Origin of the sequence: Tessaracoccus flavus (assembly GCF_001997295.1) — a bacterium.
GTDB classification, from domain to species: domain Bacteria; phylum Actinomycetota; class Actinomycetes; order Propionibacteriales; family Propionibacteriaceae; genus Arachnia; species Arachnia flava.
This window is the reverse complement of the sequence record NZ_CP019605.1, coordinates 2,935,014-2,959,552: the sequence shown is the minus strand read 5'-3', so window position 1 is coordinate 2,959,552 and position 24,539 is coordinate 2,935,014. Positions and strand designations below refer to the sequence as shown.

At 67.8% G+C, this 24,539-nt stretch carries 26 protein-coding genes; 11 read left to right on the top strand and 15 right to left on the bottom strand.

The window, feature by feature from the left end:
• Positions 1–417: 417 nt before the first annotated feature.
• A complete protein-coding gene (locus tag RPIT_RS13555; protein ID WP_226996271.1) occupies positions 418–945 on the bottom strand; it encodes a DciA family protein in 528 nt (175 codons plus the stop codon).
• A gap of 73 nt (positions 946–1,018) precedes the next feature.
• Here RPIT_RS13555 and RPIT_RS13550 point away from each other — a divergent pair, with 73 nt between their 5' ends.
• Entirely contained in the window at positions 1,019–1,477 is a 459-nt protein-coding gene (locus RPIT_RS13550) for a deoxycytidylate deaminase (RefSeq protein ID WP_077343929.1), read from the top strand.
• Between the two features lie 24 nt (positions 1,478–1,501).
• On the opposite strand, the gene recF is transcribed toward RPIT_RS13550, so the two are convergent.
• The 5 genes from recF to RPIT_RS13525 all read right to left on the bottom strand — a co-directional run bounded on the left by recF (position 1,502) and on the right by RPIT_RS13525 (position 8,473).
• Positions 1,502–2,647, bottom strand: coding sequence for a DNA replication/repair protein RecF (recF, locus tag RPIT_RS13545; RefSeq protein ID WP_077343928.1), 1,146 nt, complete (start codon positions 2,645–2,647; stop codon positions 1,502–1,504).
• A complete protein-coding gene (gnd, locus tag RPIT_RS13540; RefSeq protein ID WP_077343927.1) occupies positions 2,648–3,607 on the bottom strand; it encodes a phosphogluconate dehydrogenase (NAD(+)-dependent, decarboxylating) in 960 nt (319 codons plus the stop codon).
• A 79-nt stretch (positions 3,608–3,686) separates the two neighbouring features.
• Positions 3,687–4,847 carry a DNA polymerase III subunit beta gene (dnaN, locus tag RPIT_RS13535; protein WP_077343926.1) on the bottom strand — a complete coding sequence of 387 codons (1,161 nt, stop codon included), beginning with the start codon at positions 4,845–4,847 and terminating at the stop codon, positions 3,687–3,689.
• Positions 4,848–4,963: 116 nt separating this feature from the next.
• A complete protein-coding gene (locus RPIT_RS13530) occupies positions 4,964–7,528 on the bottom strand; it encodes an ABC transporter permease (protein WP_077343925.1) in 2,565 nt (854 codons plus the stop codon).
• Positions 7,529–7,537: 9 nt separating this feature from the next.
• Positions 7,538–8,473 (bottom strand): ABC transporter ATP-binding protein, encoded by a 936-nt coding sequence (locus tag RPIT_RS13525; protein ID WP_077343924.1) that lies wholly within the window; start codon positions 8,471–8,473, stop codon positions 7,538–7,540.
• 704 nt (positions 8,474–9,177) lie between these two features.
• Here RPIT_RS13525 and RPIT_RS13520 point away from each other — a divergent pair.
• Positions 9,178–10,803, top strand: a complete 1,626-nt coding sequence (locus RPIT_RS13520) for an FAD-dependent oxidoreductase (RefSeq protein ID WP_093665072.1) — start codon at positions 9,178–9,180, stop codon at positions 10,801–10,803.
• A 67-nt stretch (positions 10,804–10,870) separates the two neighbouring features.
• Here the strand turns inward: RPIT_RS13520 and RPIT_RS13515 are convergent, their stop codons facing one another.
• The 3 genes from RPIT_RS13515 to dnaA form a co-directional block, all read right to left on the bottom strand.
• Positions 10,871–11,800, bottom strand: coding sequence for a beta-1,6-N-acetylglucosaminyltransferase (locus RPIT_RS13515; RefSeq protein ID WP_162274571.1), 930 nt, complete (start codon positions 11,798–11,800; stop codon positions 10,871–10,873).
• 31 nt (positions 11,801–11,831) lie between these two features.
• On the bottom strand, positions 11,832–12,092 hold the full coding sequence (locus RPIT_RS13510) for a metal-sensitive transcriptional regulator (protein WP_077344341.1): 261 nt from the start codon (positions 12,090–12,092) through the stop codon (positions 11,832–11,834).
• A 74-nt stretch (positions 12,093–12,166) separates the two neighbouring features.
• Positions 12,167–13,507, bottom strand: coding sequence for a chromosomal replication initiator protein DnaA (gene dnaA, locus RPIT_RS13505; RefSeq protein ID WP_077344340.1), 1,341 nt, complete (start codon positions 13,505–13,507; stop codon positions 12,167–12,169).
• 371 nt (positions 13,508–13,878) lie between these two features.
• On the opposite strand from dnaA, the gene rpmH reads away from it, so the two are divergent.
• From rpmH to RPIT_RS13460, 9 genes are all read left to right on the top strand, one after another.
• Positions 13,879–14,016: a 50S ribosomal protein L34 gene (gene rpmH, locus RPIT_RS13500; protein ID WP_077343921.1), complete on the top strand. Its 138-nt coding sequence runs from the start codon at positions 13,879–13,881 to the stop codon at positions 14,014–14,016.
• A 13-nt stretch (positions 14,017–14,029) separates the two neighbouring features.
• Positions 14,030–14,371 carry a ribonuclease P protein component gene (gene rnpA / locus RPIT_RS13495; RefSeq protein ID WP_077343920.1) on the top strand — a complete coding sequence of 114 codons (342 nt, stop codon included), beginning with the start codon at positions 14,030–14,032 and terminating at the stop codon, positions 14,369–14,371.
• The gene (yidD, locus tag RPIT_RS13490) at positions 14,371–14,655 is read left to right on the top strand and encodes a membrane protein insertion efficiency factor YidD (RefSeq protein WP_077343919.1); all 285 of its coding nucleotides are present in this window, start codon (positions 14,371–14,373) and stop codon (positions 14,653–14,655) included. The genes rnpA and yidD overlap by 1 nt, the downstream gene beginning before the upstream one ends.
• Positions 14,656–14,667: 12 nt before the next feature.
• Positions 14,668–15,792, top strand: a complete 1,125-nt coding sequence (gene yidC, locus RPIT_RS13485; RefSeq protein ID WP_077343918.1) for a membrane protein insertase YidC — start codon at positions 14,668–14,670, stop codon at positions 15,790–15,792.
• 38 nt (positions 15,793–15,830) lie between these two features.
• A complete protein-coding gene (locus tag RPIT_RS13480) occupies positions 15,831–16,301 on the top strand; it encodes a Jag family protein (RefSeq protein ID WP_077343917.1) in 471 nt (156 codons plus the stop codon).
• Complete coding sequence (gene rsmG / locus RPIT_RS13475; RefSeq protein ID WP_077343916.1) at positions 16,298–16,918, top strand: 16S rRNA (guanine(527)-N(7))-methyltransferase RsmG; 621 nt, start codon at positions 16,298–16,300, stop codon at positions 16,916–16,918. The genes RPIT_RS13480 and rsmG overlap by 4 nt, the downstream gene beginning before the upstream one ends.
• 172 nt (positions 16,919–17,090) lie before the next feature.
• Positions 17,091–18,053, top strand: coding sequence for a ParA family protein (locus RPIT_RS13470; protein ID WP_077343915.1), 963 nt, complete (start codon positions 17,091–17,093; stop codon positions 18,051–18,053).
• 2 nt (positions 18,054–18,055) lie between these two features.
• On the top strand, positions 18,056–18,940 hold the full coding sequence (locus RPIT_RS13465) for a ParB/RepB/Spo0J family partition protein (RefSeq protein WP_077343914.1): 885 nt from the start codon (positions 18,056–18,058) through the stop codon (positions 18,938–18,940).
• Positions 18,941–18,998: 58 nt separating this feature from the next.
• Positions 18,999–19,367 carry a DUF3817 domain-containing protein gene (locus RPIT_RS13460; RefSeq protein ID WP_077343913.1) on the top strand — a complete coding sequence of 123 codons (369 nt, stop codon included), beginning with the start codon at positions 18,999–19,001 and terminating at the stop codon, positions 19,365–19,367.
• Between the two features lie 139 nt (positions 19,368–19,506).
• Here RPIT_RS13460 and RPIT_RS13455 read toward each other — a convergent pair whose 3' ends face one another.
• From RPIT_RS13455 to trxB, 6 genes are all read right to left on the bottom strand, one after another.
• Entirely contained in the window at positions 19,507–20,220 is a 714-nt protein-coding gene (locus RPIT_RS13455; protein WP_077343912.1) for an SURF1 family protein, read from the bottom strand.
• Position 20,221: 1 nt separating this feature from the next.
• Entirely contained in the window at positions 20,222–21,154 is a 933-nt protein-coding gene (locus RPIT_RS13450) for a D-alanine--D-alanine ligase family protein (protein ID WP_077343911.1), read from the bottom strand.
• Positions 21,155–21,167: 13 nt separating this feature from the next.
• Positions 21,168–22,481 (bottom strand): aminotransferase-like domain-containing protein, encoded by a 1,314-nt coding sequence (locus RPIT_RS13445; protein WP_077343910.1) that lies wholly within the window; start codon positions 22,479–22,481, stop codon positions 21,168–21,170.
• 90 nt (positions 22,482–22,571) lie between these two features.
• Positions 22,572–23,156: a hypothetical protein gene (locus tag RPIT_RS13440; RefSeq protein ID WP_077343909.1), complete on the bottom strand. Its 585-nt coding sequence runs from the start codon at positions 23,154–23,156 to the stop codon at positions 22,572–22,574.
• The gene (trxA, locus tag RPIT_RS13435) at positions 23,156–23,473 is read right to left on the bottom strand and encodes a thioredoxin (RefSeq protein ID WP_077343908.1); all 318 of its coding nucleotides are present in this window, start codon (positions 23,471–23,473) and stop codon (positions 23,156–23,158) included. The genes RPIT_RS13440 and trxA overlap by 1 nt, the downstream gene beginning before the upstream one ends.
• A gap of 89 nt (positions 23,474–23,562) precedes the next feature.
• On the bottom strand, positions 23,563–24,504 hold the full coding sequence (gene trxB, locus RPIT_RS13430; protein WP_077343907.1) for a thioredoxin-disulfide reductase: 942 nt from the start codon (positions 24,502–24,504) through the stop codon (positions 23,563–23,565).
• Positions 24,505–24,539: the final 35 nt, after the last annotated feature.

Sequence of the window (24,539 nt, the reverse complement as noted above, 5' to 3'; positions counted from 1 at the left end):
GGAGGTCAAAAGAAAGGGGTCGAAGGCTCTTGTTCAGCCGATCCGAGCGCTCGAGGGAAACTACATCGACGTCATTCATCCCGGAGGCCCCCGGTCCATGCGCGACTCCACTGAGTCTATGACGTCGCCAATCGACGGGCCCGAACGCCAACGGGGATCGGGCAACGCCAACCGAAACGCGCGAACGCCAACAGATCGGTGGATACGCCAACGCGTTCCCCGAAACGCCAGTTGACAAGCCACAACGCCGTCGAGACACAGCGACGCCCCCGATATATCTCAGGCATCGCCGAGTCTCGGGGGCGTTTCCCGCTGTCGGTTGGCGTTCTGCGCTGCCCGTTGGCGTTTCCCCCTGCCCGTTGGCTTTTCGCGCTGTCGGTTGGCGTCAGGCCGACGGAGCTGAGCGGGTCGGGCGCGTCAGCCGTAGGTATCGCGCGGGCCGCGACCGCCCACGGAGCGGGGGCCCCGCTTCCAGCTCGGGGGCTTGGGGCCACGGAAGTCCACCCGCAGCACCGTGCGGTCGCCCAGCGATCGGTTCAACCGCGCCACCAGTTGGGAGGCCGAATACCGCATGGCGCTTGCCCAGGCCGTCGAGTCGCAGTCGACGATCAGCACGCCGTCGGTGTAGTCGACCGGTGTCGAATGCTCCGCGTTGGCCTCCCCCACGAGTTCGGGCCAGCGACGCAGCAGCGTGGAGAGGCTGATCCGCCGCTGCCAGCCGCGTTGTTTGATCACGGAATCGAGCACGTCACCCACCAACTGCGGGTCACGGTCGTCGGGGTGGGCCCCGGAGCGCTGCTGCTCCATCGGCCGACGAGGACGCCGCGGCTGGCGCTGCGGGGCGGGATCGGGCAGCACGACACCATAGGCCGCCGACTCCACGGCGGCGCGGGCAATCTCCGACGCCAGGTCGAGCCCCGTCGGATCGTGCGGCTCGTCACTCACACGCCCGAGCGTACCCGCGACGAGCGCGCGCCCCCTCGCCGCTGTCACAATATGCCCAAGCAATAGGAGGACCATGGACAGCTCCCCGGTTACCCACACGGTCCCTGGCTGGGACGAGTACTTCCTGCAGATCGCCGACGCGGTCTCGGCCCGGGCCAAGTGCACCCGACGGAGGGTGGGGGCGGTGCTCGTCGTCGAACGCCGCATCATCGCCACCGGCTACAACGGCGCGGCCAGCGGGGAACCCGACTGCCTGGAGGGGGCCTGCCCGCGCGGGGCCCTCGACTACGGCACCGTCCCCGGACTCGGCGACTACGACCGCCCCGGCACCCCGGGCTTCTGCATCGCCATCCACGCCGAGGTCAACGCGCTCCTTTTCGCCACCCGCGACACCGCCGGCGCGACCGCCTACATCACCGATCCCCCCTGCCCCGGCTGCCGCAAGGCGCTCGCCGCCGCCGGCATCGCGCGCGTCGTGTGGCCCGACGGCGTCTACGACGGCCGCGGCGAGATCATGGACTGGTCGCGCTGACGAAAGCCCGAGCCAAACCGGGGGTCACGGAGCGCTCACTGTCCCGGCGTCGACGGTGAAGCGCCGCTCGGCCGGGAAGTCGGGGACGTCGGCGCCAACAGCTGCGGTGATGAGGACCTGCTCCGCGTCGGCGATCGCGGCGGCCAACCGCTCGCGGCGGGAGACGTCGAGCTCGGCGAAGACGTCGTCAAGGACCAGCACGGGCTCGACGCCGTCGGCTCGGACCAGCGTGTAGCCCCCCAGCCGCAGCGCCAGCGCCAACGACCAGGATTCGCCGTGGGAGGCGTAGCCCTTGGCCGGGAGCGGTCCGATGAACAGCTCGACGTCGTCGCGCTGGGGTCCGACGAGCGTCACGCCCCGCGCGATCTCGTCGCGCCGGAGCCGCTCCATGGCGTCGAGCAGCCGACGCTGCAACTCCCCGCGCACATCGGCCGCGCCGGCGAGGCCGTCGAGGTCCAGCACGGTCTTGTAGCTCGTGGAGATCTGGTTGTTGACCGGGGCGATCGTCTCGTAGGCGCGCTGCGCGTGGGGGGTGACGTCGGCGAGCGTGTCCAGCCGGGCGTGCAGCAGCTCGGCTCCGATGGCCGCGAGCTGGTCGTTCCAGACGGCCAGCGTGGTCTCCTCGTCGCCGCCGGACGGCTTAAACGACCGGCCCGCCATCGCCTTGAGCAGCGCGTTTCGCTGCTTGAGGACGCGGTCGAGATCCTGCCTGACCCCCACCATCCGCGGCCACCGCGTGGTGACCAGCGAATCCAGCCACGCCCGCCGGTCGGAGGGGTCGCCGCGCACGATCGCCAGATCCATCGGGGAGAAGACGACGGTGCGCAGCGCCCCGATGAGGTCACGGGGCCGGCTGAGCGGGGCCCGGTTCAGCCGGGCGACGTTGGAGCGCCCGTTGGCGATCTCCAACTCCAGCGTGATCAGCCTCGGATCCTCGCGCCCGGCCTGCACCTTCGCGCGCACGACGGCCGTCTCGGCGCCGGCCCTGATGAGCGGCGCCGTCGCCGACACCCGGTGCGACGACATGGTCGAAAGGTACTCGACCGCCTCCACCAGGTTGGTCTTGCCCTGACCGTTGGCGCCGACGAACACCGTCACGCCCGCTGTCAGGTCCAGGGACGCCTCGCGGTAGTTGCGGAAGTCGACGAGCGACAGCTCCGTGACAAACACTCAGTCCTGCTGCTCGGCGATCACCGGCGGTGCCTCGTGCGTGCCCGGGGTGACCGAGACGGCGTCCGGCGCCACCACAGTGTCGTCGGCCGGGGCCACCGCGTGGCCGCCGAACTGGTTGCGCATGGCGGCCACCATCTTCATGGCGGGCTCGTCCGACTGACGGGAGACGAAGCGGGCGAACAGGCTGGCGGCGATCGTCGGAACCGGCACCGCCAGGTCCACGGCCGCGTTGACGGTCCACCGTCCCTCGCCGGAATCCTCCGCGTAGCCCTCGATCTTGTCGAGGTTCGGGTCGGCGTGGAGGGCGCGGACCACCAAATCGAGCAGCCACGAGCGGATGACGGTGCCCTCGCGCCACGACTCGAAGACGGCCGGCACGTCGGTGACGACGTCGGCGGCCTGAAGCAGCTCCCACCCCTCGGCGTAGGCCTGCATCAGCCCGTACTCGATGCCGTTGTGCACCATCTTCGCGAAGTGCCCGGCGCCGTGGTCGCCGGCGTGGACGAACCCGAACTCGCCGTCGGGCTTCAACGCCTCGAACACCGGCATCAGGTGCTCGATGGCGTCCTTCGGCCCGCCCGCCATGAGCGCGTACCCGTTCTCGAGCCCCCAGACGCCGCCGGAGACGCCGACGTCGACGAAGCGGATGCCCTTGTCGGCGAGGAACTTCGCGTGCTTCTTGTCGTGGGTCCACTTCGAGTTACCGCCGTCGATGACGATGTCGCCCTCGTTCAGCAGCGGCTTGAGGACCTCGATCAGCTCGTCGACGGCGTGGATCGGCACCATGAGCCACACGGCTCGCGGTCCCTCGCCCAGCTGCGCAATGAGATCGGCCTCGTCCTTGGCGTCCGAGATCTCGGGGTTGTGGTCGAGACCGACCACCTCGACCCCACCGCGGCGCAACCGCTCGCGCATGTTGCCGCCCATCTTGCCCAGTCCGATCAGACCGATTCGCATGAGTTACCTCCTCGTTGCCGACGGCGATGTCACCGCCAGGTGGTTGACCAGCCTACTCAGGGCTCCAGGGGGGGACGCCTCAGTTGGGCAGACGCATCAGCATGATGACGTGCCGGTAGTCGGTCAGCGGGTCGCCGTCGATGCTGGCCAGCCCCATGATGAGGCAGGGCTTGCCGGGCTGCGTGAAGGAGAAGTGCGCGAACGGGGCGTCGAGTGCGGTGAGCGCGTCCAGCAGGTAGTGCGGGTTGAAGCCGGCGTCGGTGATCGACTGCTCGTCGCCGGAGATCTCAACCTCGGCCTCGATGGCTTCCGACGCCTGGGCCTGGTCGCCGGTGGCGGCCTCGAGCGCGATGTGGTCGTCGTTGATGCGCATGCGCAGCGGGGTGTTCCGCTCAGCGACGAGGGAGACGCGCTTGACGGCGGCGAGCAGGTCGCCGGTGTTGACGCGCACGCTGACGGTGGCGTCGACGTCCATGAGGTGGCGCACCTTGGGGAAAGCCTGGCTGAGCAGGCGGGTGGTGGCCTCCCGGCTGCCGCGGGCGCTCTCCCCCACGAAGCCGGCGAGACCCTCACCCTCGGCCTCGGTGGTCGACAGCGACACGGTGACCGTCTCGCCCGACGTCATGGACTTGGCGGTGTCCGACAGGACCTTGCCCGGGACGAGCACCGCGCCCTCGACCGACGGCGACGACGGCCGCCAGGTCAGCTCCTTGAGCGCCATGCGGTAGCGGTCGGTGGCCAGCAACGACAGGTTCTCGCCGTCGATCTCCATCTTGATGCCGGTGAAGACGTTCAGCAGCTCGTCACGGCCGGCCGCGACGAAGACCTGGCCGACGGCCTTCTCGAACATCGCCGCATCGACGGTGCCCGTCTGCGTCGGCATGTCCGGCAGGGTCGGGTACTCGTCGACGGGGAGCGTCTGCAGGGTGAACCGCGCCTGCCCACAGGTGAGCTCCACCTTGGAGTGGTCGGCCGCGAGATCGACGGGCTTGTTGGGCAGGGAGCGCGCAATCTCCGCCAGGAGTCGGCCGGAGACCAGGACCGTGCCCTCGTCCGTGACGGTGGCGGGGAGCTTGACCTTCGCCGACGTCGTCGAGTCGAAGCTGCTGAGCGTGACGCCGTTCGCGTCGGCCTCCAGCAGCATGCCCGCAAGGATCGGCGCGGTGGGGCGGTTGGGAAGGCTCCGGGCCACCCAAGCCACGGCGTCGGCCAGAGCGTCCTTCTCAACTCGAATCTTCACGAAGTTCCCCTTTGAATCTCTACTGAAAGGCGTGTCGCCTGCATCATACCCACCGGCGGCATAGCCCCGCGCCCACCGTGGCGCTTCTAGGCGAGCATCCGCCCGGGTGCTACCGGCTACTCGGTGGCGATCGCCTCGAGGACGTTGAGGCGTGCCGCCCGCCGGGCCGGCCCGACCGCCGCCAGGACGCCGAAACCGGCCGCCAGCAGCACGAATGCGCCCAGTTGGGGCCACGGGAAGACGAGGATGTCGATGCCCTCGTCGCGCAGGAGCGTGACCAGCATCCAGCCGAACAGGATGCCCATCGCCACGCCCAGGCAGGCGCCGAGGGTGGCGACCATGACCGACTCGAGCGTCACCATCCTGCGCAACTGCCCCCGGGTCAACCCGACGGCGCGCAGCAACCCCAGCTCCCTCGTCCGCTCCAGCACCGACAGGCCGAGCGTGTTGACGATGCCGAGGACCGAGATGACGATGGCGAGCGCCAGCAGCGCGTACAGCACGGTGAAGAGCTGGCCGAACTGGTCCACCCTGGCCTGGACGAACTCGTCGACATTGGCGACGACGGCGGTGGGCACGTCCTCGGTCGCGGCGGCGAGACCGGACCGGACGGCGTCCGGGTCGGCGTCGTCGGTGGTGAACACGACGATCTGCTGCACCAGCGACGTGTCGCTCAGTTGGGCGAAGGTTTCCTCGGTGACGAAGACGTCGCCGACCAGCCGCTCACGCTCCTCGTCGTGGATGCCGGTCACCAGCACCGTGACGCGCTGGCCGCCGGGAGCGACGAGGTCGGTCAGCTGCCCAAGGGCCAGACCTTCCCGTTCGAGCACGTCGCTGGCGATCACCGCGGGCAGGGCGTCACCCTCGGCGCGCAGGGACCCCGCGACAAGATCGATGGCTGCCGCGCGTTCGAAGGCGTCGCTCGACAGACCGACGAGCGTGACCGGATCCTCCCCCAGGACGGTCGCGCCACGGTAGAACTCGTAGACGGCCTCGACGCCGTCGACCGAGCGCGCCTCGTCGGCAACCTTCGCGTCGAACGGCTGGTAGGCCACCGGAGAGATCGTGAAGTCGCCGCGCTGGTCCGTTGAGAGGCGATCGCGCACCGACGTCGTCGTGCTGGCCGCGAGGATGGCCACCGCGGTGACGAGGGCGAGCCCGATCATGAGGGTCGCGGCCGTCGCCGCAGTGCGCCGGGGTTGCCGCACCGAGTTCAGCTGGGCCAGGCGACCGATCTGGCCGAAGAGCGCCCGGTAGGCGCGGCCGAAGAGCCAGATGAGCGGTCCGCCCACGAGGACGGCGGCCAGCACCATCCCGATGAGCAGCAGCGCGGCCCCCACGCCGGCCCAGACCAGCGGGCGGGCGACGTCGAGCCAGATCGCGCACGCGATCGCCGCCAGGCCGAGCTCGATGAGCGCGACCCCCGTGACGATCGGCAGGCTGGTCAGGCGCTCCGGCCCCGACTGGGCGGCGGCCGCCATCGCCTCCACCGGCCTTGTCCGCCCGGCCCTTCGCGCGGGCAGGTAGGCGGCGATCGTCGTGATGACGACCCCGATGGCGTAGGAGGCAGCCACGGCCTGCCAGGTGATCGTCGGCACCGCGGCACCCAGGTCGAGGCTGAGGACATCCAGGACCGCCAGGATCCCCCACACCAGCCCGTAGCCGACGACGAGGCCGAGGGTCGCGCCGACCAGTCCGGTCAGCAGGGCCTCCACCAGGACCGAGTTGCGCACCTGGGAGCGCTTCGCCCCCAGTGCTCGGAGCAGGGCAAGTTCGCGGGCGCGCTGGGCGACGAGGATCGAGAACGTGTTGAGGATGAGCAGCGTTGCCACGAGCAGTGCTATCGCGGCGAAGACGAGCAGGAAGGTGTTGACGAAGCCGAGGCCGACGTTGAGCTGCTCCTCGATCCCGGCGGCAAGCTCGTCGCTCGTCTCGGCGACGAACCCGGCGGGCAGCACCTCGGCGACGGCGTCGGCGACGTCCTCGGGGTCGGCCCCGTCAGCCGTGTCGATCCAGAGCCCGTAGTAGCCGTCGCGACCCTCCTGAGCGATCTCGCGGGCCTCCTCCAGGGTGAAGAACAGGTAGCTGGCGCCGGCCGTCGACCCGGCCCCGTACGTGCCGCTGCCGACCACCTCGTAAGTCTTGACGCCGGACGTCGGCGTGGAGATCTCCATCGCATCGCCGATCGTGTACCCGGCGCGTTCCAGGGTCGCCGGATCCACAACGACCTCGTCGCTTGCGGCGGGGGCCCGGCCCTCGATGATGCGGGCCCCGGTCATGCCGTCGGCAGCCGGGGTGTCGTGCCAGTTCATGCCGAGCCCCGGAGCGCCGGGGAACGCGACCAGGCGACCATCCCGATCCAGCGGGAAGGCGAGCGGCGTTGACACGATCCCGGTGGCGCGCTCGACCCCGGCCAGGTCCGCCACTGCGGCGACGTCGTCGTCGGACAACAGCAGCGGGCCGGGGCCAGATGATTGTTCAAAACCCTGGATGCCGGTGGACTCCGGCGTCACGTTGACGTCGCCGAGGCCGCCCTTGACGATCTCGTCGAAGCTCGACGAGAGCAGGTTCGTGAAGATCAGCGAGCCGCTGACGAACGCGACGCCCAGCACGATCGACAGCGCACTGAACAGCAGGCGTGCCTTGCGCGCCCACAGGGAGGTGAGGGTGGCGTGCAGCATGATCGCGGCTCAGTCCAGGAGCGCGCGGCGGGCCAACGACCGCTCAGCGGTGGACTCGACGTCGGTCTCATCGATGCCGTCCCTCGGTGGCGGCGGGGGGCTGCCATCGCGGTAGAGGGCGTCGGCGTGAGCGTCGATGGCCTCGGATTCCTCAGGGGTCTCGCCCAACTCCACGAGGTGGTGACTGTGGGTGACGTGCTCAGTTGCCGCGTCGTCGGTGCGCGGGTAGAGCACCGACATGGCGTTGAGCAGCTCCTCCTGCGTCGCGCCCCTGAGCTCATGCACGATGTGTCCGTCGGAGAGAAAGACCACGCGGTCGGCGTAGCTCGCGGCGTGCGCGTCGTGGGTCACCATGACCACCGTCTGCTGGAAGTCGTCCACGCTGCGGCGGAGGAATCCGAGCACCTCCCCGGCCGCGGTCGAGTCGAGGTTGCCGGTGGGTTCGTCTCCGAAGACGATGTCGGGTCGGTTCATGAGTGCCCGCGCGCAGGCGACGCGTTGCTGCTGGCCGCCGGACAGTTCCGCGGGCTTGTGGTTGAGGCGGTCCCGGAGACCGAGGACGTCGACGATCCTGTCGAACCACTGCTCGTCGACCTTCTTGCCGGCGATGGAGATCGGTAGCACGATGTTTTCCCGTGCGCTGAGCGTCGGCACGAGGTTGAACGCCTGGAAGATGAATCCGATGCGGTCGCGGCGAAGTTCGGTCAGCGGCGTGTCCGCCATCCGGCCGACGGCGGTGTCGCCGATGAAGATCTCGCCGCTGGTGGGGGTGTCGAGAGCCGCGAGCAGGTGCATGAGTGTTGACTTGCCGGAGCCGGAGGGACCCATGATCGCGGTGAACTCCCCAGAGACCACCTCGAAGTCGACGTTGTCCAGCGCGGTGACCACGGTCGACCCGGATCCGTAGGTCTTCGTGAGGCCCTGGGCCCGCGCTGCGATGCTCACTGCTCAACGGTAGCAGCGTCACCAACGCTGTTCGGGTCGGAGCTTGAGGATCCTGGGCGGTTCCCACAGGTTCCCCACACGCTGACTTTGAATGACATTGGATAGATGTAATTCAGTATTAGTCATAGGCACTGTGGAAACTGTGGACAACTGGTGCGACTCCTAGTCACCGTCGGATCGCGGATGTGCAGAGCGTGTGGAGGAATCAAAAACTACATCAATGGGATCTGTGGACGGCCGACGCCCAGCCACTTATCCACAGCCCCGTACCGGGCCCAGCCACAGGTCCCTGAGCAGCTCGCGAGGAACGAGCGAGCGTCCGTCGAAGGGTCACGGCCCCTCTCCTGCCTGCCGCCCCTGACCACGAGGGCGGCGACCACAGCCGGAGGCCGTAACCCTTCGACAAGCTCAGGGGGCAGAAAAAAGTCCTCGCCGGCCACCCGAGAGGGCGACCGGCGAGGACGAAGGTCTGGTTGTCTGGGGGCTCAGCGGCCCAGGAAGCGATCGATCAGGCTCGGCTTCTGCTCGCCGGCATGGCCATCGCACCACTGGGATGCGGGGACGCTTCGCTTGACCGAAGCGATGTGCTGGCCGCAGCCAGCCCAGGTGGTCTTTCCGCAGGTGCGGCAGGTGACAGGACTACACATAGGGGATCCCTTTCTTCGATTTATACCCCGGGGGGTATGACCACTATAGTAGATCACATGAGAATTGTCATAGTTGGTGGAGTCGCTGGCGGGATGAGTGCCGCGACGAGGTTGCGACGGTTGGACGAGTCCGCAGAGATCACGGTCGTCGAGCGGAGCGGATACGTGTCGTTCGCGAACTGTGGTCTCCCGTATCACGTGGGCGGTGTGATCGAGAAGCGGTCGGCGCTGCTGCTGCAGACCCCGGAGTCGCTCTACGAGCGGTTCCGCATCGATGTGCGGGTGGGCACGGAGGCCGTGTCGATCGATCGCGAAGCCAAGCAGGTCACCGTGCGCGACGTCGAGACCCGCGAGGAGAGCGTCCTTCCCTACGACAAGTTGATCCTCTCCCCCGGTGCTAAGCCGGTGCTTCCCCCTATCCCGGGCATCGAGCGTGCGCTCCCGTTGCGCAACATCGAGGACACCGACGCAATGGTGGCCGCCATTGAGAACTCGAAGACGGCCGTCGTGATCGGCGGCGGGTTCATCGGGCTCGAGGTCGCCGAGAACCTCCTCCACCTGGGGATGAAGGTCACGCTCGTCGAAGCGATGGACCAGGTGATGGCACCGCTCGATCCCGAAATGGTCGCCCCCGTCCACCGCCGGCTGCGCAGCGGCGGTATCGACCTACGCCTCGGATCCGGCGTCACCGCCATCGGCGAGCGGGACGTCACCCTGGCCGACGGCTCGTCCGTTCCGGCCGACGTCGTCGTCGCGTCCATCGGGGTGCGCCCCGAGGTCGGGCTGGCACGGGAGGCCGGCCTCAAGATCGGCGAGCGCGGAGGCATCACGGTCGACGAGCGCCAACTGACGTCCGACCCGTCGATCTACGCGGTCGGCGACGCCGTCGAGAAGTCGGATGCCCTCGGCGAGAGCCCGATCCTCGTCCCCCTCGCCAACACGGCGAACCTGCAGGGGCGACGCGTGGCCGACGACATCGCAGGACGCGGCCGCCCAGCTCGCGGCGTGATGGGCACCGCCATCGTCGGGGTCCTGGGACTCCAGGTGGCAGTGGTCGGCATGAACGAGAAGCGGCTGCGCTCGGCCGGCCGCCCGTACCGCGCCATCCACACCCACCCGGGCTCGCATGCCGGCTACTACCCCGGTGCGACGACGATGGCGCTGAAGCTCCTCGTCGACCCCGAGACCGATGAGATCCTCGGAGCGCAGGGTGTGGGCGAAGACGGCGTGGACAAGCGCATCGACGTCATCGCAACGGCGATGGCCGGAGGCCTGAAGGCCAGCGACCTGGCCGAGCTTGAGCTGGCCTACGCTCCCCCGTTTGGGTCGGCCAAGGATGCGGTCAACATGCTGGGCTTCGTCGCGGAGAACCGCGCCACCGGCTGGGAGAAGTGCAAGCAGTGGCACGAGGTGGCCGAGGCTCAGAACGACGGCTGGACCGTCGTCGATGTCCGCACCCCGCGTGAGTTCGAAGCCGGTGCGATCCCCGGTGCGATCAACATTCCAGTCGACGAGCTCCGCGAGCGTCTTGGCGAGCTGCCCGACGGCCCACTGCTGCTCCACTGTGGCGTCGGCATTCGCAGCCACGTGGCCTACTCCGCGCTCAAGGAGAGCGGTCGCCAGATCGCGAACCTCGACGGCGGCTACACCACCTGGTGGGCGGGCACCCACTTCGCCTCGTAGGAGCTGGCACTAGCAGAGTGACGCCTTTCGCCCCCGTGTCGCACGACACGGGGGCGAATTCGTACCTTCAGCGACGGGCCCTGCCGGCGTCGAAGCGCCAAAGCGCGAACCTGCGCTCTACCGGAGGCGACCACGGTGAGGCACCGATCCGGTCTGCAAGGGCGGCCACCAGCTCGGCCGAGTCAGTGGAGTCGACCTTGCGGACGAAGACCTTGTCGGAGGCGAGGATCTGGTCGAGATCCCCGATGTTGAGCACGGCCGGACCGCTGTTGACGGCCCGACCAGGTGTCCACAGCATGAACGTGGTCGCGTTCGGCGACACACGGGGCGCCAGGGGGGAATTCATGAGCACCGTCTGGAAGAAGAACTCTTCGGGGATGCGGGAGTGGACAAGGTCGTCCATGAAGGCGCGGTCCGTGCGCGCCACTTTGACGCAGTAGCGCGCCATGTCTGCCGGTAGCGACCCCCACACCATGCCCTTGTAGAGACGCTGCATCGAGCCCAGGGTGGTTCGGACGTTCCCCGACCGCTCCTGGCGCTCGATGGAGAGGGCATCGCCAGCGCGGACCGCCGGGTCGCGAAGATCCTGGTCTGGAAACTCGAAGCGGGTCCTGAAGCGGCGGAGCAGTACCGGCTGATCCGTCACTGCCGTCAGGCTGAGATAAGCCCGCTGAGGGTCGCGGATGTCGGAGTAGGTGGAGAGGGGGCGGCAGGGGTAGTCCTGGCCGGAGAGGATGTGGATGGTCTCGATCGCGGGCTCTTGAGTCAGTGATTCGACGCCGTCGATGATCGCCCGCAGATGCGAGATCCCTCCCCAGGACACCCGGTAGGTCGAGGCGACGACGACATGCGCCAAGCTTTCGAGGAACCGACGCTGAGCCTGCGTGAAGGCCGCGTTCCGGTCGAGGTGAACGTGGACACGGGCGTCGGGGAGCGCGCGGAGGAGAGAGGCGAGCTGGGGGAAATCCCGGTAGGCGGTGATGACTACGCCGTGCACAGCGATGTACCGTTCCTCAGTCGGCAGAAGATCAGGCGAGGCTCAGGAAGAGCTTCTCCATCTTGGCCGTGTCCAGGTTGCCATCCTCGGGGCGCTCCACGCACTGGCGCAGCCCGATCGAGATCGTCGTGAAGCCGGCCCGGTCCACGGCCTTGGAAACGGCGGCGAGCTGCGTGACGATTTCCTCGCACCCCCGGCCCTCCTCGATCATCCGGATGACTCCACCCAGCTGTCCCTGGGCGCGCTTGAGGCGCTTGACCACCGCGGTCATTTCGTCTTGATCGAGTTGCATGATGAGACCTCTCACTACTTCAACCCGATCTTACCCGATACCCCTCACGGTATCGAGGCCGATGTACGCAGGTATCAGGACTGCTTGATCTGGTTGGTCAGTTCGGTGACCTGGTTGAAGAGATCGCGGTCGACGCCGATCTTCTCGTTGATCTTGCGGACGGCGTGCAGCACCGTCGAATGGTCGCGGCCACCGAACTTGTGCCCGATCTTGGGCAGCGACAGGTCCGTCAACTCCCGGCACAGGTACATCGCGATCTGCCGGGCCGACGCGATGGTGGCGACGCGGCTCGCGCCGGTCAGATCGTCCATCGTGATGGAGAAGTACTTCGCCGAGGTCTCCATGATCGTCTGGGCATCGACGGGGGTGGCGTCGTCGGGCATCAGATCGTTGAGCACCTGCTCGGCCAGCGGGACGGTGATCTCCTGCTGGTTGAGGCTGGCGAGGGCCGCGACGCGGGTCAGCGCTCCCTCGAGCTCGCGGATGTTGGTCGGGATGCGCGACGCGATGAGCTCGAGCACCTGGGTGCCGGCGGTCAGGCGCTGTGAGGCGACCTTCTTGCGCAAGATCGCGATGCGCGTCTCGAGGTCCGGCGGCTGGATGTCGGTCATCAGCCCCCACTCGAACCGCGACCGGAGCCGAGGTTCGAGGGCTTCGAGCAACTTCGGCGGCCGATCGGACGTCATCACGATCTGCTTCTGGGCGTTGTGCAGCGTGTTGAACGTGTGGAAGAACTCTTCCTGCGTCTGGATCTTCGACTCGAGGAACTGGATGTCGTCGACGAGGAGGACGTCCACGTCCCGGTAGGAGCTCCGGAACTCCGCCGTCCGGTTCGACGAGATCGCGTTGATGAAGTCGTTCGTCAGCTCCTCGGTCGAGACGTACTTGACGCGCAGCTGCTCGTAGTAGCTGGTCACGTAGTGCCCGATGGCGTGGAGCAGATGGGTCTTGCCCAGCCCCGATGGGCCGTAGATCATCAGGGGGTTGTAGGACTTGCCCGGCGTCTCGGCGACGGCGGCCGCGGCCGCGTGCGCGAACCGGTTGGACGAGCCCGCCACGAAGGATTCGAAGGTGTACCGCGGGTTGAGGCGCACGTCCTGCGGGCGCGAGCGCGGGCTGACCGTCGCGGGGGCGTCGTCGCTCACGGGTGCGGGGCTCACGATCGCCGGCTCCGGCACGAGTTCCGGGTTGATCATGACCGCCAGATGCGTCGGCTGGCCCCGCAGAACGCTCAGGCGATCCTCGATCTGTGCTCGGAGCTTGGTTTCGATGCGTTCCCGGGTCGTTTCATCGCCGACGGCGAGCATCACGGTGCTGCCGTGCATATCGAAGGGGTGGGTGCGACGGAGCCAGGCCCGGCTCGGGACGTCAGCAGCGGCGATGACGTCGTCCCAGAGAACCGTCAGGTCCGGCATCGGTGACTCGCTCACCCCACCCACTTCCCGACGGGCAACGCCGCCTCTGTGCTCAATCGTCCACAAGGTTGTCCACAAAGGGTATAACTCTCCCCCGTCGACCCGACCTCGCCGGTCTTCCTGTGGATAACCTGGGAGGCAGGACACCGAAACTAGTACCCCGTGGCCAGCTTCGCAAGGCGAAACGAGGAATCGGCGGTGTGTCGGCTGGACTACATCAGTGTTATTTGTTTAGTTGACCCGCTACGCTCAGCCGGTTTGGCCAACGGGCCTCGGGGCGCGTATCGTTGACCAGTCGCCTCCACCGGCGACCACTTCCCCCTGCCCGACCAGGGCAGTTGTACGCCTACGAAATTGAGGGAGTCAATCCCATGAGCAAGCGCACCTTCCAGCCGAGCAACCGTCGCCGCAGCCGCACCCACGGTTTCCGTACCCGCATGCGCACCCGCGCCGGCCGCGCCATCCTGGCCGCCCGTCGCCGCAAGGGCCGCGTCGAGCTGTCCGCCTGAGGCCTGAGCGTCAGTGCTGCCCGGGCCCCGTCGCCTGAAACGACCCGCCGACTTCGGCGCCACCGTCCGTCAGGGGGCTCGGGCTGCCACACCCTCGGTCGTGGTGCACGTGTTGCGCAGCACAATCACTGATCCACCCGGGACCACCCGGGTGGGTTTTGTTGTGTCCAAGAAGGTCGGTGGTGCGGTCACGCGCAACCGGGTCAAGCGACGCCTGCGTCACCTGACGCTCGAGCTGCCGACGCCGTTCACCGCGGACGCCGTCGTCCGGGCACTGCCCGAGGCCGCCTCCTCCCCCGAGCTTCCGTCACACCTGGCCGACGCCTGGCGCCGCGCCCACGCAAGGGCCGCCTGATGCTGAAACAGCCACTGATCTGGTTCATCAAGGCGTGGCGGGCCGTCATCTCGCCGGCATACGGCGACGTGTGCAAATTCCACCCGACGTGCTCCGCCTACGGGCTGCGTGCCGTCGAAACGCATGGCGCACTACGGGGAAGCTGGCTGACCGGCCGGCGACTCGTACGCTGCCACCCGTGGTCGGCCGGCGGTGTCGACTACGTCCCCGGGACGCCCGAAGCGGACGCCTGGGCCCACGAGAATTCCAACGAACACGGGGCGCACCAGCCCCAAACCTACTGAGGTGGCTGCCACATGGTCGATCTACTCGTCTCACTGAACATCTTCGACAGCTTCTACGGGCTGCTGTCGGCGATGATGCAGCCCCTGTACTGGGCGGTCTCCGGCCTGGTGGTGTTCTTCCACTCGGTCTTCACGCCCCTCCTGGGTGCTGACAACGGGTGGAACTGGGCGCTGGCCATCGTCAGCCTCACCGTGGTCATCCGCACCCTGCTGATCCCGCTCTTCGTGAAGCAGATCAACTCGGCACGCAACATGCAGTTGCTGCAGCCGAAGCTTGCGGAGCTGCAGAAGAAGTACGGCGCCGACCGGGAACGCCTCGGCCAGGAGACCATGAAGCTCTACCAGAGCGAAGGCGTCAACCCGATGGCGTCGTGTCTGCCGCTGCTGCTGCAGATGCCGATCTTCCTGGCGCTGTTCCGCGTGCTTGAGGGGGCGTCGTCGGGCAACGTCCGCGGCCACTTCTTCAAGGAGAACCCCCAGCTGGTGGAGTCGCTCCAGCGGGCAGAGATCTTCGGCGCCGGCCTCGCTGACCGCCTCTTGCCGTTCACACCGTTCGGATCCACCCAGGTCGTCGCCATCGTCCTGGTCATCCTCATGGTGGGTATCTTCTGGCTCACGCAGGTGCAGCTCATGCGCAAGAACATGCCGCCGGAGTCGCAGGTCGGGCAGGCCGCGCAGATGCAGAAGATGATGCTGTACTTCTTCCCCTTCATCTACGCGATGTCGGCCATCGTCATCCCGATCGGCGTGCTCGTGTACTGGCTGACGTCGAACGTCTGGACCTACGCGCAGCAGGCCATCCTCATCCGGAACAACCCCGCGCCCAACACGCCGGCCTACATCGACTGGGAGGAGCGGATGCTGGCCAAGGGCAAGGACCCCCAGCAGATCGTCCTGGCCCGTGCCGAGAAGCGTCGTCGGACCAAAAAGGCGCCTGCCGCGCCGAGGACCGTCCAGGGCGCGACTGCCACCGCGAGCCCCGCAGAGGGCGACGAGCAGGCCACTGTGACCGACGACGCGCCGAAGGTGACGCGCCAGCAGGTGACGCGCCAGACTGTGCGCACCACCGACGACGGGCGCCGCATCGTCCAGCGTGGGCCGCAGAACAAGTCCCGCGCGTCGCGCAAGAAGAAGTAATAGACCACTCCCCTCGGGGAACTACAGACAGGACACCAATGTCGAACAATGAGACTGAAGCCGAGCTTCTAGCCGAGGGCGACCTGGTCGCCGACTACTTCGAGGAGCTTCTCGACATCGCCGATCTCGACGGAGACATCGAGAACTCCGTGCAGGACGGCCGCGCTTTCGTGGCCATCGACACCGAGTCGGAGCGCCTCGTGGGCAAGGACGGAGAGGTCCTCGAAGCCCTCCAGGAGCTCGCCCGCCTTGTCGTGATGACCGAGACCGGTAACCGTTCGCGGCTGATGGTGGACGTCGCCGGATACCGGGCCCGCCGTCGGGCGGAGCTGGTCGCCATGGCGAAGGACGCCATCGCCGACGTCTCGGATAGCGGCGAGCCCGTGCGCATGGTGCCGCTGAACGCCTACGAGCGGAAGATCGTCCACGACGAAGTGGCCGCCGCGGGACTGCTCAGTGAGTCCGAGGGCGAGCCTCCGAATCGCCGTGTCGTGGTGAAGAAGGCGTGAGCGACGACCGCACCTCTCGCGACGCGATAGAACAGGCATACCCGCAAAGCTTCAAAGAGCTTTGCGGGTATGTCGATATATTGGCGTCGCGTGGGATTGAGTGGGGCCTTCTGGGTCCGCGCGAAGGCGACCGCTTGTGGTCAAGGCATATAGCGAACTCGCTTGCACTGGTGGATCCGATCCCGCTGGGAGTGACCGTGGTTGACGTGGGCTCTGGGGCCGGGCTGCCCGGCCTCCCCCTGGCCTTGGCCAGGACGGACCTCGGCGTGACGCTGGTGGAGCCGCTGCTGCGCCGGTCGAACTTCCTTGAGCTGGCCGTCGACGAACTGGGCATCGGCGAGCGTGTGCGCGTGCTGCGGGCGCGCGCCGAGGAGACGAAGGAGCGGTTCGACGTCGTCGTCTGCCGGGCCGTCGCTCCCTTGGACAAGCTGCTTCGCTGGACCACTCCCCTGCTCGAGCCGGGCGGCCAATTGATTGCTCTCAAGGGCGAGTCGGCTGAGGACGAGATCAGAGGGGCCTCTCCCCTGCTCAAGAAGCTGGGGCTCAGGGCCGAGGTCCTGGAGCTCAGAGCTGCCCAGGGGGTCGACGGGACCCGCGCCATACGGGTCTCGCGGTAGCTGATCGCGGCAGTTGGTCCCATTGGCCTCGTGCCCCGATTGCGCGCGTGGCGAGTGCCTAGGAGGTCGCCGTTTCACGTGAAACGGTCACCGGAAGCGTCCTCGGGGGCGCGGGGATTGCTGCTCCAGGACCAACCTTCGATAGAGTCGCCTCGACCCAGAGGAGGCCTCAATGGCGCTGTTCTTCCGAAAGCGGAAGCCGACGATCGACAACGAACCATGGAAGGACCACGCGTCCGTTTCACGTGAAACGACCCCACGTCGGGCCGCAGTCGATCCCAGCGCCAGCGTGGAGGACGAGTACGGCGACGAGATCGTCGACTATGCGACAGCCTCGAGTGCGCTCCCCCGGCCGTCTTCTCCCCGGATCTTCGTCGTCGCCAATCAAAAGGGCGGCGTGGGCAAGACCACGACAACCGTGAATATTGCGACTGCCCTCGCTCTCGGCGGCTTGAACGTCCTCGTCGTCGACACCGACCCGCAGGGCAACGCGTCCACCGCGCTCGGCGTCGAGCACTCGCCCGGTACGAAGGGCACGTACGAGGTGCTCCTAGAAGGCGTCGGCATCATCGAGCATGCCCAGCCCTCACCCCACTCCCCCAACCTGCACGTGCTGCCGGCGGCCATCGACCTGGCTGCAGCCGAGTTGGAACTGGTCAACCTCCGGGGCCGCGAACATCGCATGCGCGATGCAATCGAGCAGTACGTCGAAGAGTCCGGCGTGGACTACATCTTCTTCGACTGCCCACCATCGCTTGGCCTGCTCACGTTGAACGCGCTAGTGGCGTCCACCGAGATCCTCGTCCCGATCCAGTGCGAGTACTACGCTCTGGAAGGTGTCACGCAGCTCATGCGCACCATTGCGCGCGTGAAAGGAAACCTGAACGACGATCTGGAGCTCAGCACCATCCTCCTCACGATGTTCGACCAGCGCACGAACCTGTCGCGTGAGGTGGCGGATGAGGTGCGCAAGCACTTCCCGACGCAGACGCTGACGCCGGAAATCCCGCGCTCAGTGCGCATTGCGGAGGCGCCGAGCTTCGGCCAGACCGTCATCACGTATCAGCCGAAGTCGGTAGGCGCTGTGGCCTACCAAGCGGCAGCAGAGGAAATCGCGCGACGAGGGGAGGTCTGACCATGGCCGCAAGACACAGCGGACTGGGCAAGGGTCTGGGGGACCTGTTCGCCAAGACCGACGACGAGGGCGATGTCGCCCTCAGTGACGGTTCCGTATTTCTGGAGATCCCGGTTGACCAGGTGCAACCGAACCCCCAGCAGCCTCGGACGGTCTTCGACGAGGATGAACTGGGCGAACTGGCCGAGTCGATCGCGGAGTTCGGCGTGCTGCAGCCTGTTGTCGTCCGCAGGGCGGGCCGCGACGCCTTCGAGCTCATCATGGGGGAGCGGCGGCTGCGGGCGAGCAAGATCGCCGGCCGCGCGACTATTCCGGCGATTGTGCGCGGTACCGACGACACGGCACTGCTGCGCGACGCCCTGCTGGAGAACCTGCACCGGGCCAACCTGAACCCCCTCGAGGAGGCGCACGCCTACCAGCAGCTGTTGGAGGACTTCGCCTGCACGAAGGAGGAGCTCAGCCAACGCATCCACCGTTCGCGACCCCAGATCTCCAACACACTGCGGCTCCTGAATCTGCCCGCACGGGTCCAATCCAAGGTGGCGGCAGGGGTGCTCTCAGCCGGACATGCACGCGCTCTGCTCGGTCTCGACGACCCCGAGCTCCAGGAACACCTGGCGGAGCGAATCGTGGCGGAGGGCTTGTCAGTGCGTTCGACGGAGGAGATCGTCGCGATGGGCCGGGGGACAGGCGTGCGTCGATCTGCGAGCCGAGCTCCACGTACCCCGAGCGATCGCGAGCGGGAGATCGCGGGACACCTGAGTGATCACTTCGATACGCGGGTGAAGGTGAACATCGGGCGAAACAAGGGGAAGATCACGATCGAGTTCGCGTCTGGGGACGATCTGGAGCGCATCATGGCCATCCTCGACGGCAAAACGCTGTAGCGGCTAAACGCTAGAGCGCCAAACCGGCATAACCATATATCGATAAAAGGCTAGAATTATGAATGAGTATGAGTCGCGGAGCGACATCGTAGATCCTGAGGATATCCCCGGGATCCGTGGAGCCCTGCTGCGCTATCGGGTGATGGCCTGGGTGGTGGGCATCCTGCTGGTCATCCTCATGTGCGTCGGACTCCCGCTCAAGTACATCTGGGGCGACGGTCGTGTGGTCACGTGGACGGGCGTGCCGCACGGCTGGCTCTACGCCGTACTCCTGATCACCGCCTACGACCTCGGGCGCAGGGTCGGGTGGCCGATCAAGTGGTTCCTGGGCATCATGGCCGCCGGCACCGTGCCGTTCCTCTCCTTCGTCGCGGAGCACTTCGCCACCAAGCACGTCCGCAGCGTCATCGAGCGCTCGTCGTCGTGAAGGGTTGCGTTGAGCAAATGAGACAGGTGAACGAATCAAAACATCGTTTCACCGGCGTGTCGCGGCGTTGACCCATCTCATTTGCTCAACTCACCACCCGACGCACGGTAGTGCTCGGGAGCCGAGGATCGGGCTCAGCTCAGGGGGTCGGGTGGGTCTCGGCGGCTCTGCGCTGACGCTTCTTCTCGTCCTGTTCCAGGCCACGGGCTGCGTAGACGCCGAACGCGATGGCGCCTGCCGCGAATACCCACCACTGGAGGGCGTAGCCGCGGTGCGTGGCTGAGCCTTCCGCCTCCGGGAGGAGCAGGGGGGCCGGCTCAAGGCCTTGGGCCGCGGCGTCGTCAGCCGACAGCGTGACGTACCCGGCGATCAGCGGAGAGGGCCAGTCCTGGGCGAGTGCCTGGATCCGAAGGCTGCCGAGGTCGGCGCCGTCGGCAACCCGATCGGTGGCCAGATCCGGAGCCAGGAAGATCCCCGTGATGTCCTGCTGGCCCGACGGCGGGGGAGGGGCGTCAGGCAGGTCGCTGGCTCCGCGGACCACGGCCAGCACTCGGTCGTCGGTGGTCCTCAGGGCGCCAACCACACGCAGCGGCGGCTCGCTTCCGACGAACAGCGTCGGCAGTTCCTCGTAGACACCGGAGACCTGGACCCTGCGACCGTAGATATCCTCGATGCTCCCGTCCTCGGCGATGTTGTCCAGCAACGAGACGGGCTCCATCGCAGCCCGCTCCGCGGAGACGTCGCGCGTGGACTCCTCGTAGGAGGCCTGCTGCCAGAGCCCCAGCAGCACCATGACGATGGCGAGGACCACCCCGGCGGCGAGCGCCACGGCCTGCTTGGCGCGCAGCCCCATATCAACCCCTCGCCAGGTCGACCAGACGGGCGAAGACGTCACTCAACTCCAGACCGGCGGCCTCGAAGGCCAGCGGGGCGAGCGACGTCTCCGTCATGCCGGGTGCCACGTTGCCCTCGAAGAACACGGGGCGTCCGTCGGGCTCGACGATCATGTCGACCCGGGACAAGTGGCGCAGCCCCAGAGCGCGGTGCGCCGCGACCGCCAGTTCGCCGGCCGCGGCGAGTACGTCGTCGGGGAGCTCCGCGGGCGTGACGAACCGGGTGGCGCCGGCGGTGTAGCGGGATTCGTAGTTGTAGACGCCCGACTCCGGGCGGATCTCCACGGGCGGCAACGCGGTGGCGCCGTCACCCAGGTCGAGCACCGTGACGGCGATCTCCACGCCCGACAGGTACTGCTCCACCACCGCGACGGTGCCGTACGCGTAGGCGGCGACCAGCGCGGAGGGCAGAGCGGCGGGGGAGTCCACCTTGGTGACGCCGAGTGCCGAGCCGCTGCGGGTCGGCTTCACGACGAGCGGGTAACCGAGCTGCGCGCCGATGCCCTCCATGAGGGCGGGCGCGCCGAGTTCGCGGAAGATGTCGTGGGGCAGAGCGATCTGGCGCGGCGTCGCGAGTCCCGCCCCGCGGACGACGGAGGTGGCGATCGCCTTGTCGAACGTCAGCCGGGACGAGGCCCCGGTCGGTCCGACGAAGGGGACCCCCAGGATCTCCAGCACCTCGCGGAGCGCCCCGTCCTCACCGAGGCCGCCGTGGAGCATCGGGACGACGACGGCGTCGTCGGTGCTGCGGATGAGGCCGACGAGGTCGGCGTTGACGTCGGTCTCCAAGACGTCGAGGCCTGCGTCGCGCAGGGCCTGGGCCACGCGACGACCGGAGCGCAGCGAGACGTCGCGCTCGTGGCTGAGGCCTCCGGCGATGACGATGACGGTCATGCGTGACTCCTTGTCAGCTCAGGTCCGGGCCAGGGCCGGCGGGACGATGGGGTTCGATGGGGGCGGGGGAGTGGACGCCGAAGATGTCCATCATGTCGAGTTCACGGCGGACCACTTCGGCGAAGCGCTGTACGCCCACTTCGATGCGTTCGGCCGGCGGGAAGCAGAAGGAGAGCCTGACATTGCGGGCACCCTGGCCGTCGGCGTAGAACGCGCTGCCGGGCACGAAGGCGACGCGGGCGTCGACGCCGCGTGGAAGCATGGCCTGTGAGTCGAGCCCCTCGGGGAGGGTGACCCACACGAAGAAGCCGCCCGCCGGTCGGGTCCACGAGGTGCCCGGCGGCATCTCCTCCTCCAGCGCGGAGAGCATCGCGTCGCGGCGGCCGCGGTACATGTCGCGGAAGACGACGACCTGGCCCTTCCAGTCGTGGTTGGCCAGGTAGTTGCTGATCGCGAACTGGCTGAACACGGGCGGACACAGCGTGGCCGACTCCTGCGCGAGCACGAGCTTCTCCCGCACCGCGTGGGGGGCCAGCACCCAGCCGACGCGGAACCCGGGGGCGAAGGTCTTGGAAAAGGACCCGAGGTAGATGACGTCGTCGGCGGCCGAGCGCATGGCGGGGATGGGTTCGGCGTCGAGGGCGAGCAGGCCGTAGGGGTTGTCCTCGACCACGAGCACGCCCGCGGCGCGGCAGGCCGCGACGATGTCGAGGCGGCGCCTCGCGGACTGGGTGACGCCGGATGGATTGTTGTAGTTCGGGATGGTGTAGAGGAACTTGATGCGCTTGCCCGCCGCCTTCACCCGCGCGATGGTCTCCACGAGTGCGACGGGGTCGAGGCCCTGATCGTCCGAGGGGACGTGCACCACCTCGACCTGGTAGCTGAGGAAGGTGCCGAGCGCCCCCACGTACGAGGGGGATTCCGCGAGCACGACGTCGCCGGGATCGCAGAAGATGCGGGTGACCAGATCCAGACCCTGCTGCGAACCGGCCGTGATGACGAGGTCGTCGGGGTGGGCGACGATGCCCTCGAGGGCCATGACGTCAAGGATCTGTTCGCGGAGCTCCGGCTCGCCCTGGCCCGAGCCGTACTGCATCACCTGCGTGCCCCGGGTGCGGATCATCTCGGCCATGGAGTCGGCGATGTCGCCCAGCGGGAGGTCCTTGATGTTCGGCATGCCACCAGCAAGAGACACGATCTCCGGGCGGTTCGCAACGGCGAACAGCGCGCGGACGGCGGAGACCCGCATCCCGTTGGTGCGCTGTGCGTAGCTGTCGACGTACCGGTCGAGACGGGTGTCGTATCTGGGGTGGTCGGTCACGGTCATGCCTCGGGGTTGGACGGGCTCGGCCCGCTGGTGTGCCCGTCCAGAGTATCGGGTGGGCTGCCGAGCATCACGGGCTGCCCGGCGCGTGCCTCAATCCACCAGCGCGCGCTCGAACTCCGACAGGAGCGCCGCCACGACGGTCGGGCGCTGCTCCGTCACCGCCAGCAGGAGCAGGCCGGTGTCTCCGGAGAGCCGCGCGCAGGCCGGGAGGTCAGTGTCGAGGGACGTACCGCAGATGGTGCCTGCCGTCAGCTCCTGGGCGTCCTCGATGCCGGCCCCGGTCACGAAGGTGTCGATGTCCTCCTCGGGCCAGGTGAGGACGAGAAGCAGTCTGTCCGACCCGTCGCTGTAGCTGGCCCTGACGATGCGTTGGTTGAGCGGTGCGGGGCCCGCGCTCTCGGTGATGTCACCGGCGACGAACTCGCCGACCTGGACGGGAGGCGTGAGCTCGAACGAGGGCGACGGCGACGGCGACGGGGTCGCCGATGGTGCCGGGGTCGGGGACCACCGCCCGAGAGCGGTGCCGAGCAGCCCTGCGAGCACAACCAACAGCGCCAACGCCGTCACACCCAGCACCTTCGCCCACGTGGGGATGGGAGGTGGGGCGGCGTCGTGGTCGGGACCGACCGCCGTCCACGTGGGCGGGGCCGGGTTCGGCTCGAAAGGCTCGCTCATCAGCGCAGCTCGTCGATGGCCTTTTTGAGCGCTCCCTTGGTCTTGCCACCGGAGAGCGACTTCGCCACCCGACCGCCCGTGAAGAACTGCAACGTCGGGAGGCTCAGCACACCCTGTTCCGCGGCGAGGTTGGGGTTGGCGTTGGTGTCCACCTTGACGAACTTCACGTCGGGGTATTCCTTGGCCAGCTCGTCGATGATGGGTGACATCTGCTTGCAGGGCGCGCACCAGTCGGCCCAGTAGTCGACGATGACGAGGCCTTCGCCCATCAGGACTTCGTCGACGAAGGTCTTCTCGGTCACAGCGGTGACTGGCATGGTGCCTCTTCTTTCTCCGGGGGAGCTGGTGAGTCTAGTGTGCGACGGCTGAGGCGTTCCGGTGGGATTGTCGCCGGAACGCCGCGCGATCAGTCGTCGAGGGAGGCGAGGAAGCGCTCCGCGTCGAGGGCCGCCGAGCAGCCGCTGCCGGCGGCGGTGATGGCCTGGCGGTAGTTGTGGTCGACGAGGTCGCCGCAGGCGAAGACGCCGGGCAGGTTGGTGGCGGTGGTTCGTCCCTCGACGAGGACGTAGCCGTTGGCGTCGAGGTGCACCTCATCCTTGACCAGGTCGGAGCGGGGGTCATGCCCGATGGCGACGAAGAGGCCGTTGATCTCGACGTCGCGCGTCTCGCCGGTGACAGTGTCGGTCAGGGTGATCGACTCCACGCTGTTCGCGCCGTTGATCCCGCTGACGGCGGAGTTCCAGGCGAACTCGATCTTCGGGTCGTTCATGGCGCGCTCGGCCATGATCTTGGAGGCGCGCAGCTCGTCGCGGCGGTGCACGACGACGACCTTCGAGCCGAAGCGGGAGAGGAAGGTGGCCTCTTCCATGGCGGAGTCACCGCCGCCGACGACGGCGATGGGCTTGTCGCGGAAGAACGCGCCGTCGCAGGTGGCGCAGTAGGACACGCCGCGGCCGGAGAGCCGGTCCTCGTCCGGGAGGCCGAGCTTGCGGTAGGCCGAGCCCATGGCGAGGATGACCGAGCGGCCGCGGTATTCGACGTCCTCGGAGTCCTTGACGACCTTGATCTCGCCGGTCAGGTCGAGCGCGGTCACGTCGTCGGTGATGAGGCTGGCGCCGAACCGCTCGGCCTGGGAGCGCATGGCAGTCATGAGGTCGGGGCCCTGGATGCCCTCGGGGAAGCCGGGGTAGTTCTCCACCTCGGTGGTGTTCATCAGTGCGCCGCCCGAATCGAAGGCGCCCTCGAAGACGAGGGGCTTGAGGTTGGCGCGCGCCGCGTAGATGGCGGCGGTGTAGCCGGCGGGGCCGGACCCGACGATGATGACGTCGTGGATGGTGTCAGCAGACATGCGGCTTCCTAGAGAGGCAGTTGTTCGCGCTCAAT

Coding starts and splice junctions, on each gene's coding strand:
- RPIT_RS13550 (WP_077343929.1), top strand. CDS start 1,019: ATGGACAGCTCCCCGGTTACCCACACGGTCCCTGGCTGGGACGAGTAC.
- gnd (WP_077343927.1), bottom strand. CDS start 3,607: ATGCGAATCGGTCTGATCGGACTGGGCAAGATGGGCGGCAACATGCGC.
- RPIT_RS13530 (WP_077343925.1), bottom strand. CDS start 7,528: ATGCTGCACGCCACCCTCACCTCCCTGTGGGCGCGCAAGGCACGCCTG.
- RPIT_RS13520 (WP_093665072.1), top strand. CDS start 9,178: ATGAGAATTGTCATAGTTGGTGGAGTCGCTGGCGGGATGAGTGCCGCG.
- RPIT_RS13510 (WP_077344341.1), bottom strand. CDS start 12,092: ATGCAACTCGATCAAGACGAAATGACCGCGGTGGTCAAGCGCCTCAAG.
- dnaA (WP_077344340.1), bottom strand. CDS start 13,507: ATGCCGGACCTGACGGTTCTCTGGGACGACGTCATCGCCGCTGCTGAC.
- rpmH (WP_077343921.1), top strand. CDS start 13,879: ATGAGCAAGCGCACCTTCCAGCCGAGCAACCGTCGCCGCAGCCGCACC.
- yidD (WP_077343919.1), top strand. CDS start 14,371: ATGCTGAAACAGCCACTGATCTGGTTCATCAAGGCGTGGCGGGCCGTC.
- yidC (WP_077343918.1), top strand. CDS start 14,668: ATGGTCGATCTACTCGTCTCACTGAACATCTTCGACAGCTTCTACGGG.
- RPIT_RS13480 (WP_077343917.1), top strand. CDS start 15,831: ATGTCGAACAATGAGACTGAAGCCGAGCTTCTAGCCGAGGGCGACCTG.
- RPIT_RS13470 (WP_077343915.1), top strand. CDS start 17,091: ATGGCGCTGTTCTTCCGAAAGCGGAAGCCGACGATCGACAACGAACCA.
- RPIT_RS13465 (WP_077343914.1), top strand. CDS start 18,056: ATGGCCGCAAGACACAGCGGACTGGGCAAGGGTCTGGGGGACCTGTTC.
- RPIT_RS13460 (WP_077343913.1), top strand. CDS start 18,999: ATGAATGAGTATGAGTCGCGGAGCGACATCGTAGATCCTGAGGATATC.
- RPIT_RS13455 (WP_077343912.1), bottom strand. CDS start 20,220: ATGGGGCTGCGCGCCAAGCAGGCCGTGGCGCTCGCCGCCGGGGTGGTC.
- RPIT_RS13450 (WP_077343911.1), bottom strand. CDS start 21,154: ATGACCGTCATCGTCATCGCCGGAGGCCTCAGCCACGAGCGCGACGTC.
- RPIT_RS13445 (WP_077343910.1), bottom strand. CDS start 22,481: ATGACCGTGACCGACCACCCCAGATACGACACCCGTCTCGACCGGTAC.
- RPIT_RS13440 (WP_077343909.1), bottom strand. CDS start 23,156: ATGAGCGAGCCTTTCGAGCCGAACCCGGCCCCGCCCACGTGGACGGCG.
- trxA (WP_077343908.1), bottom strand. CDS start 23,473: ATGCCAGTCACCGCTGTGACCGAGAAGACCTTCGTCGACGAAGTCCTG.
- trxB (WP_077343907.1), bottom strand. CDS start 24,504: ATGTCTGCTGACACCATCCACGACGTCATCATCGTCGGGTCCGGCCCC.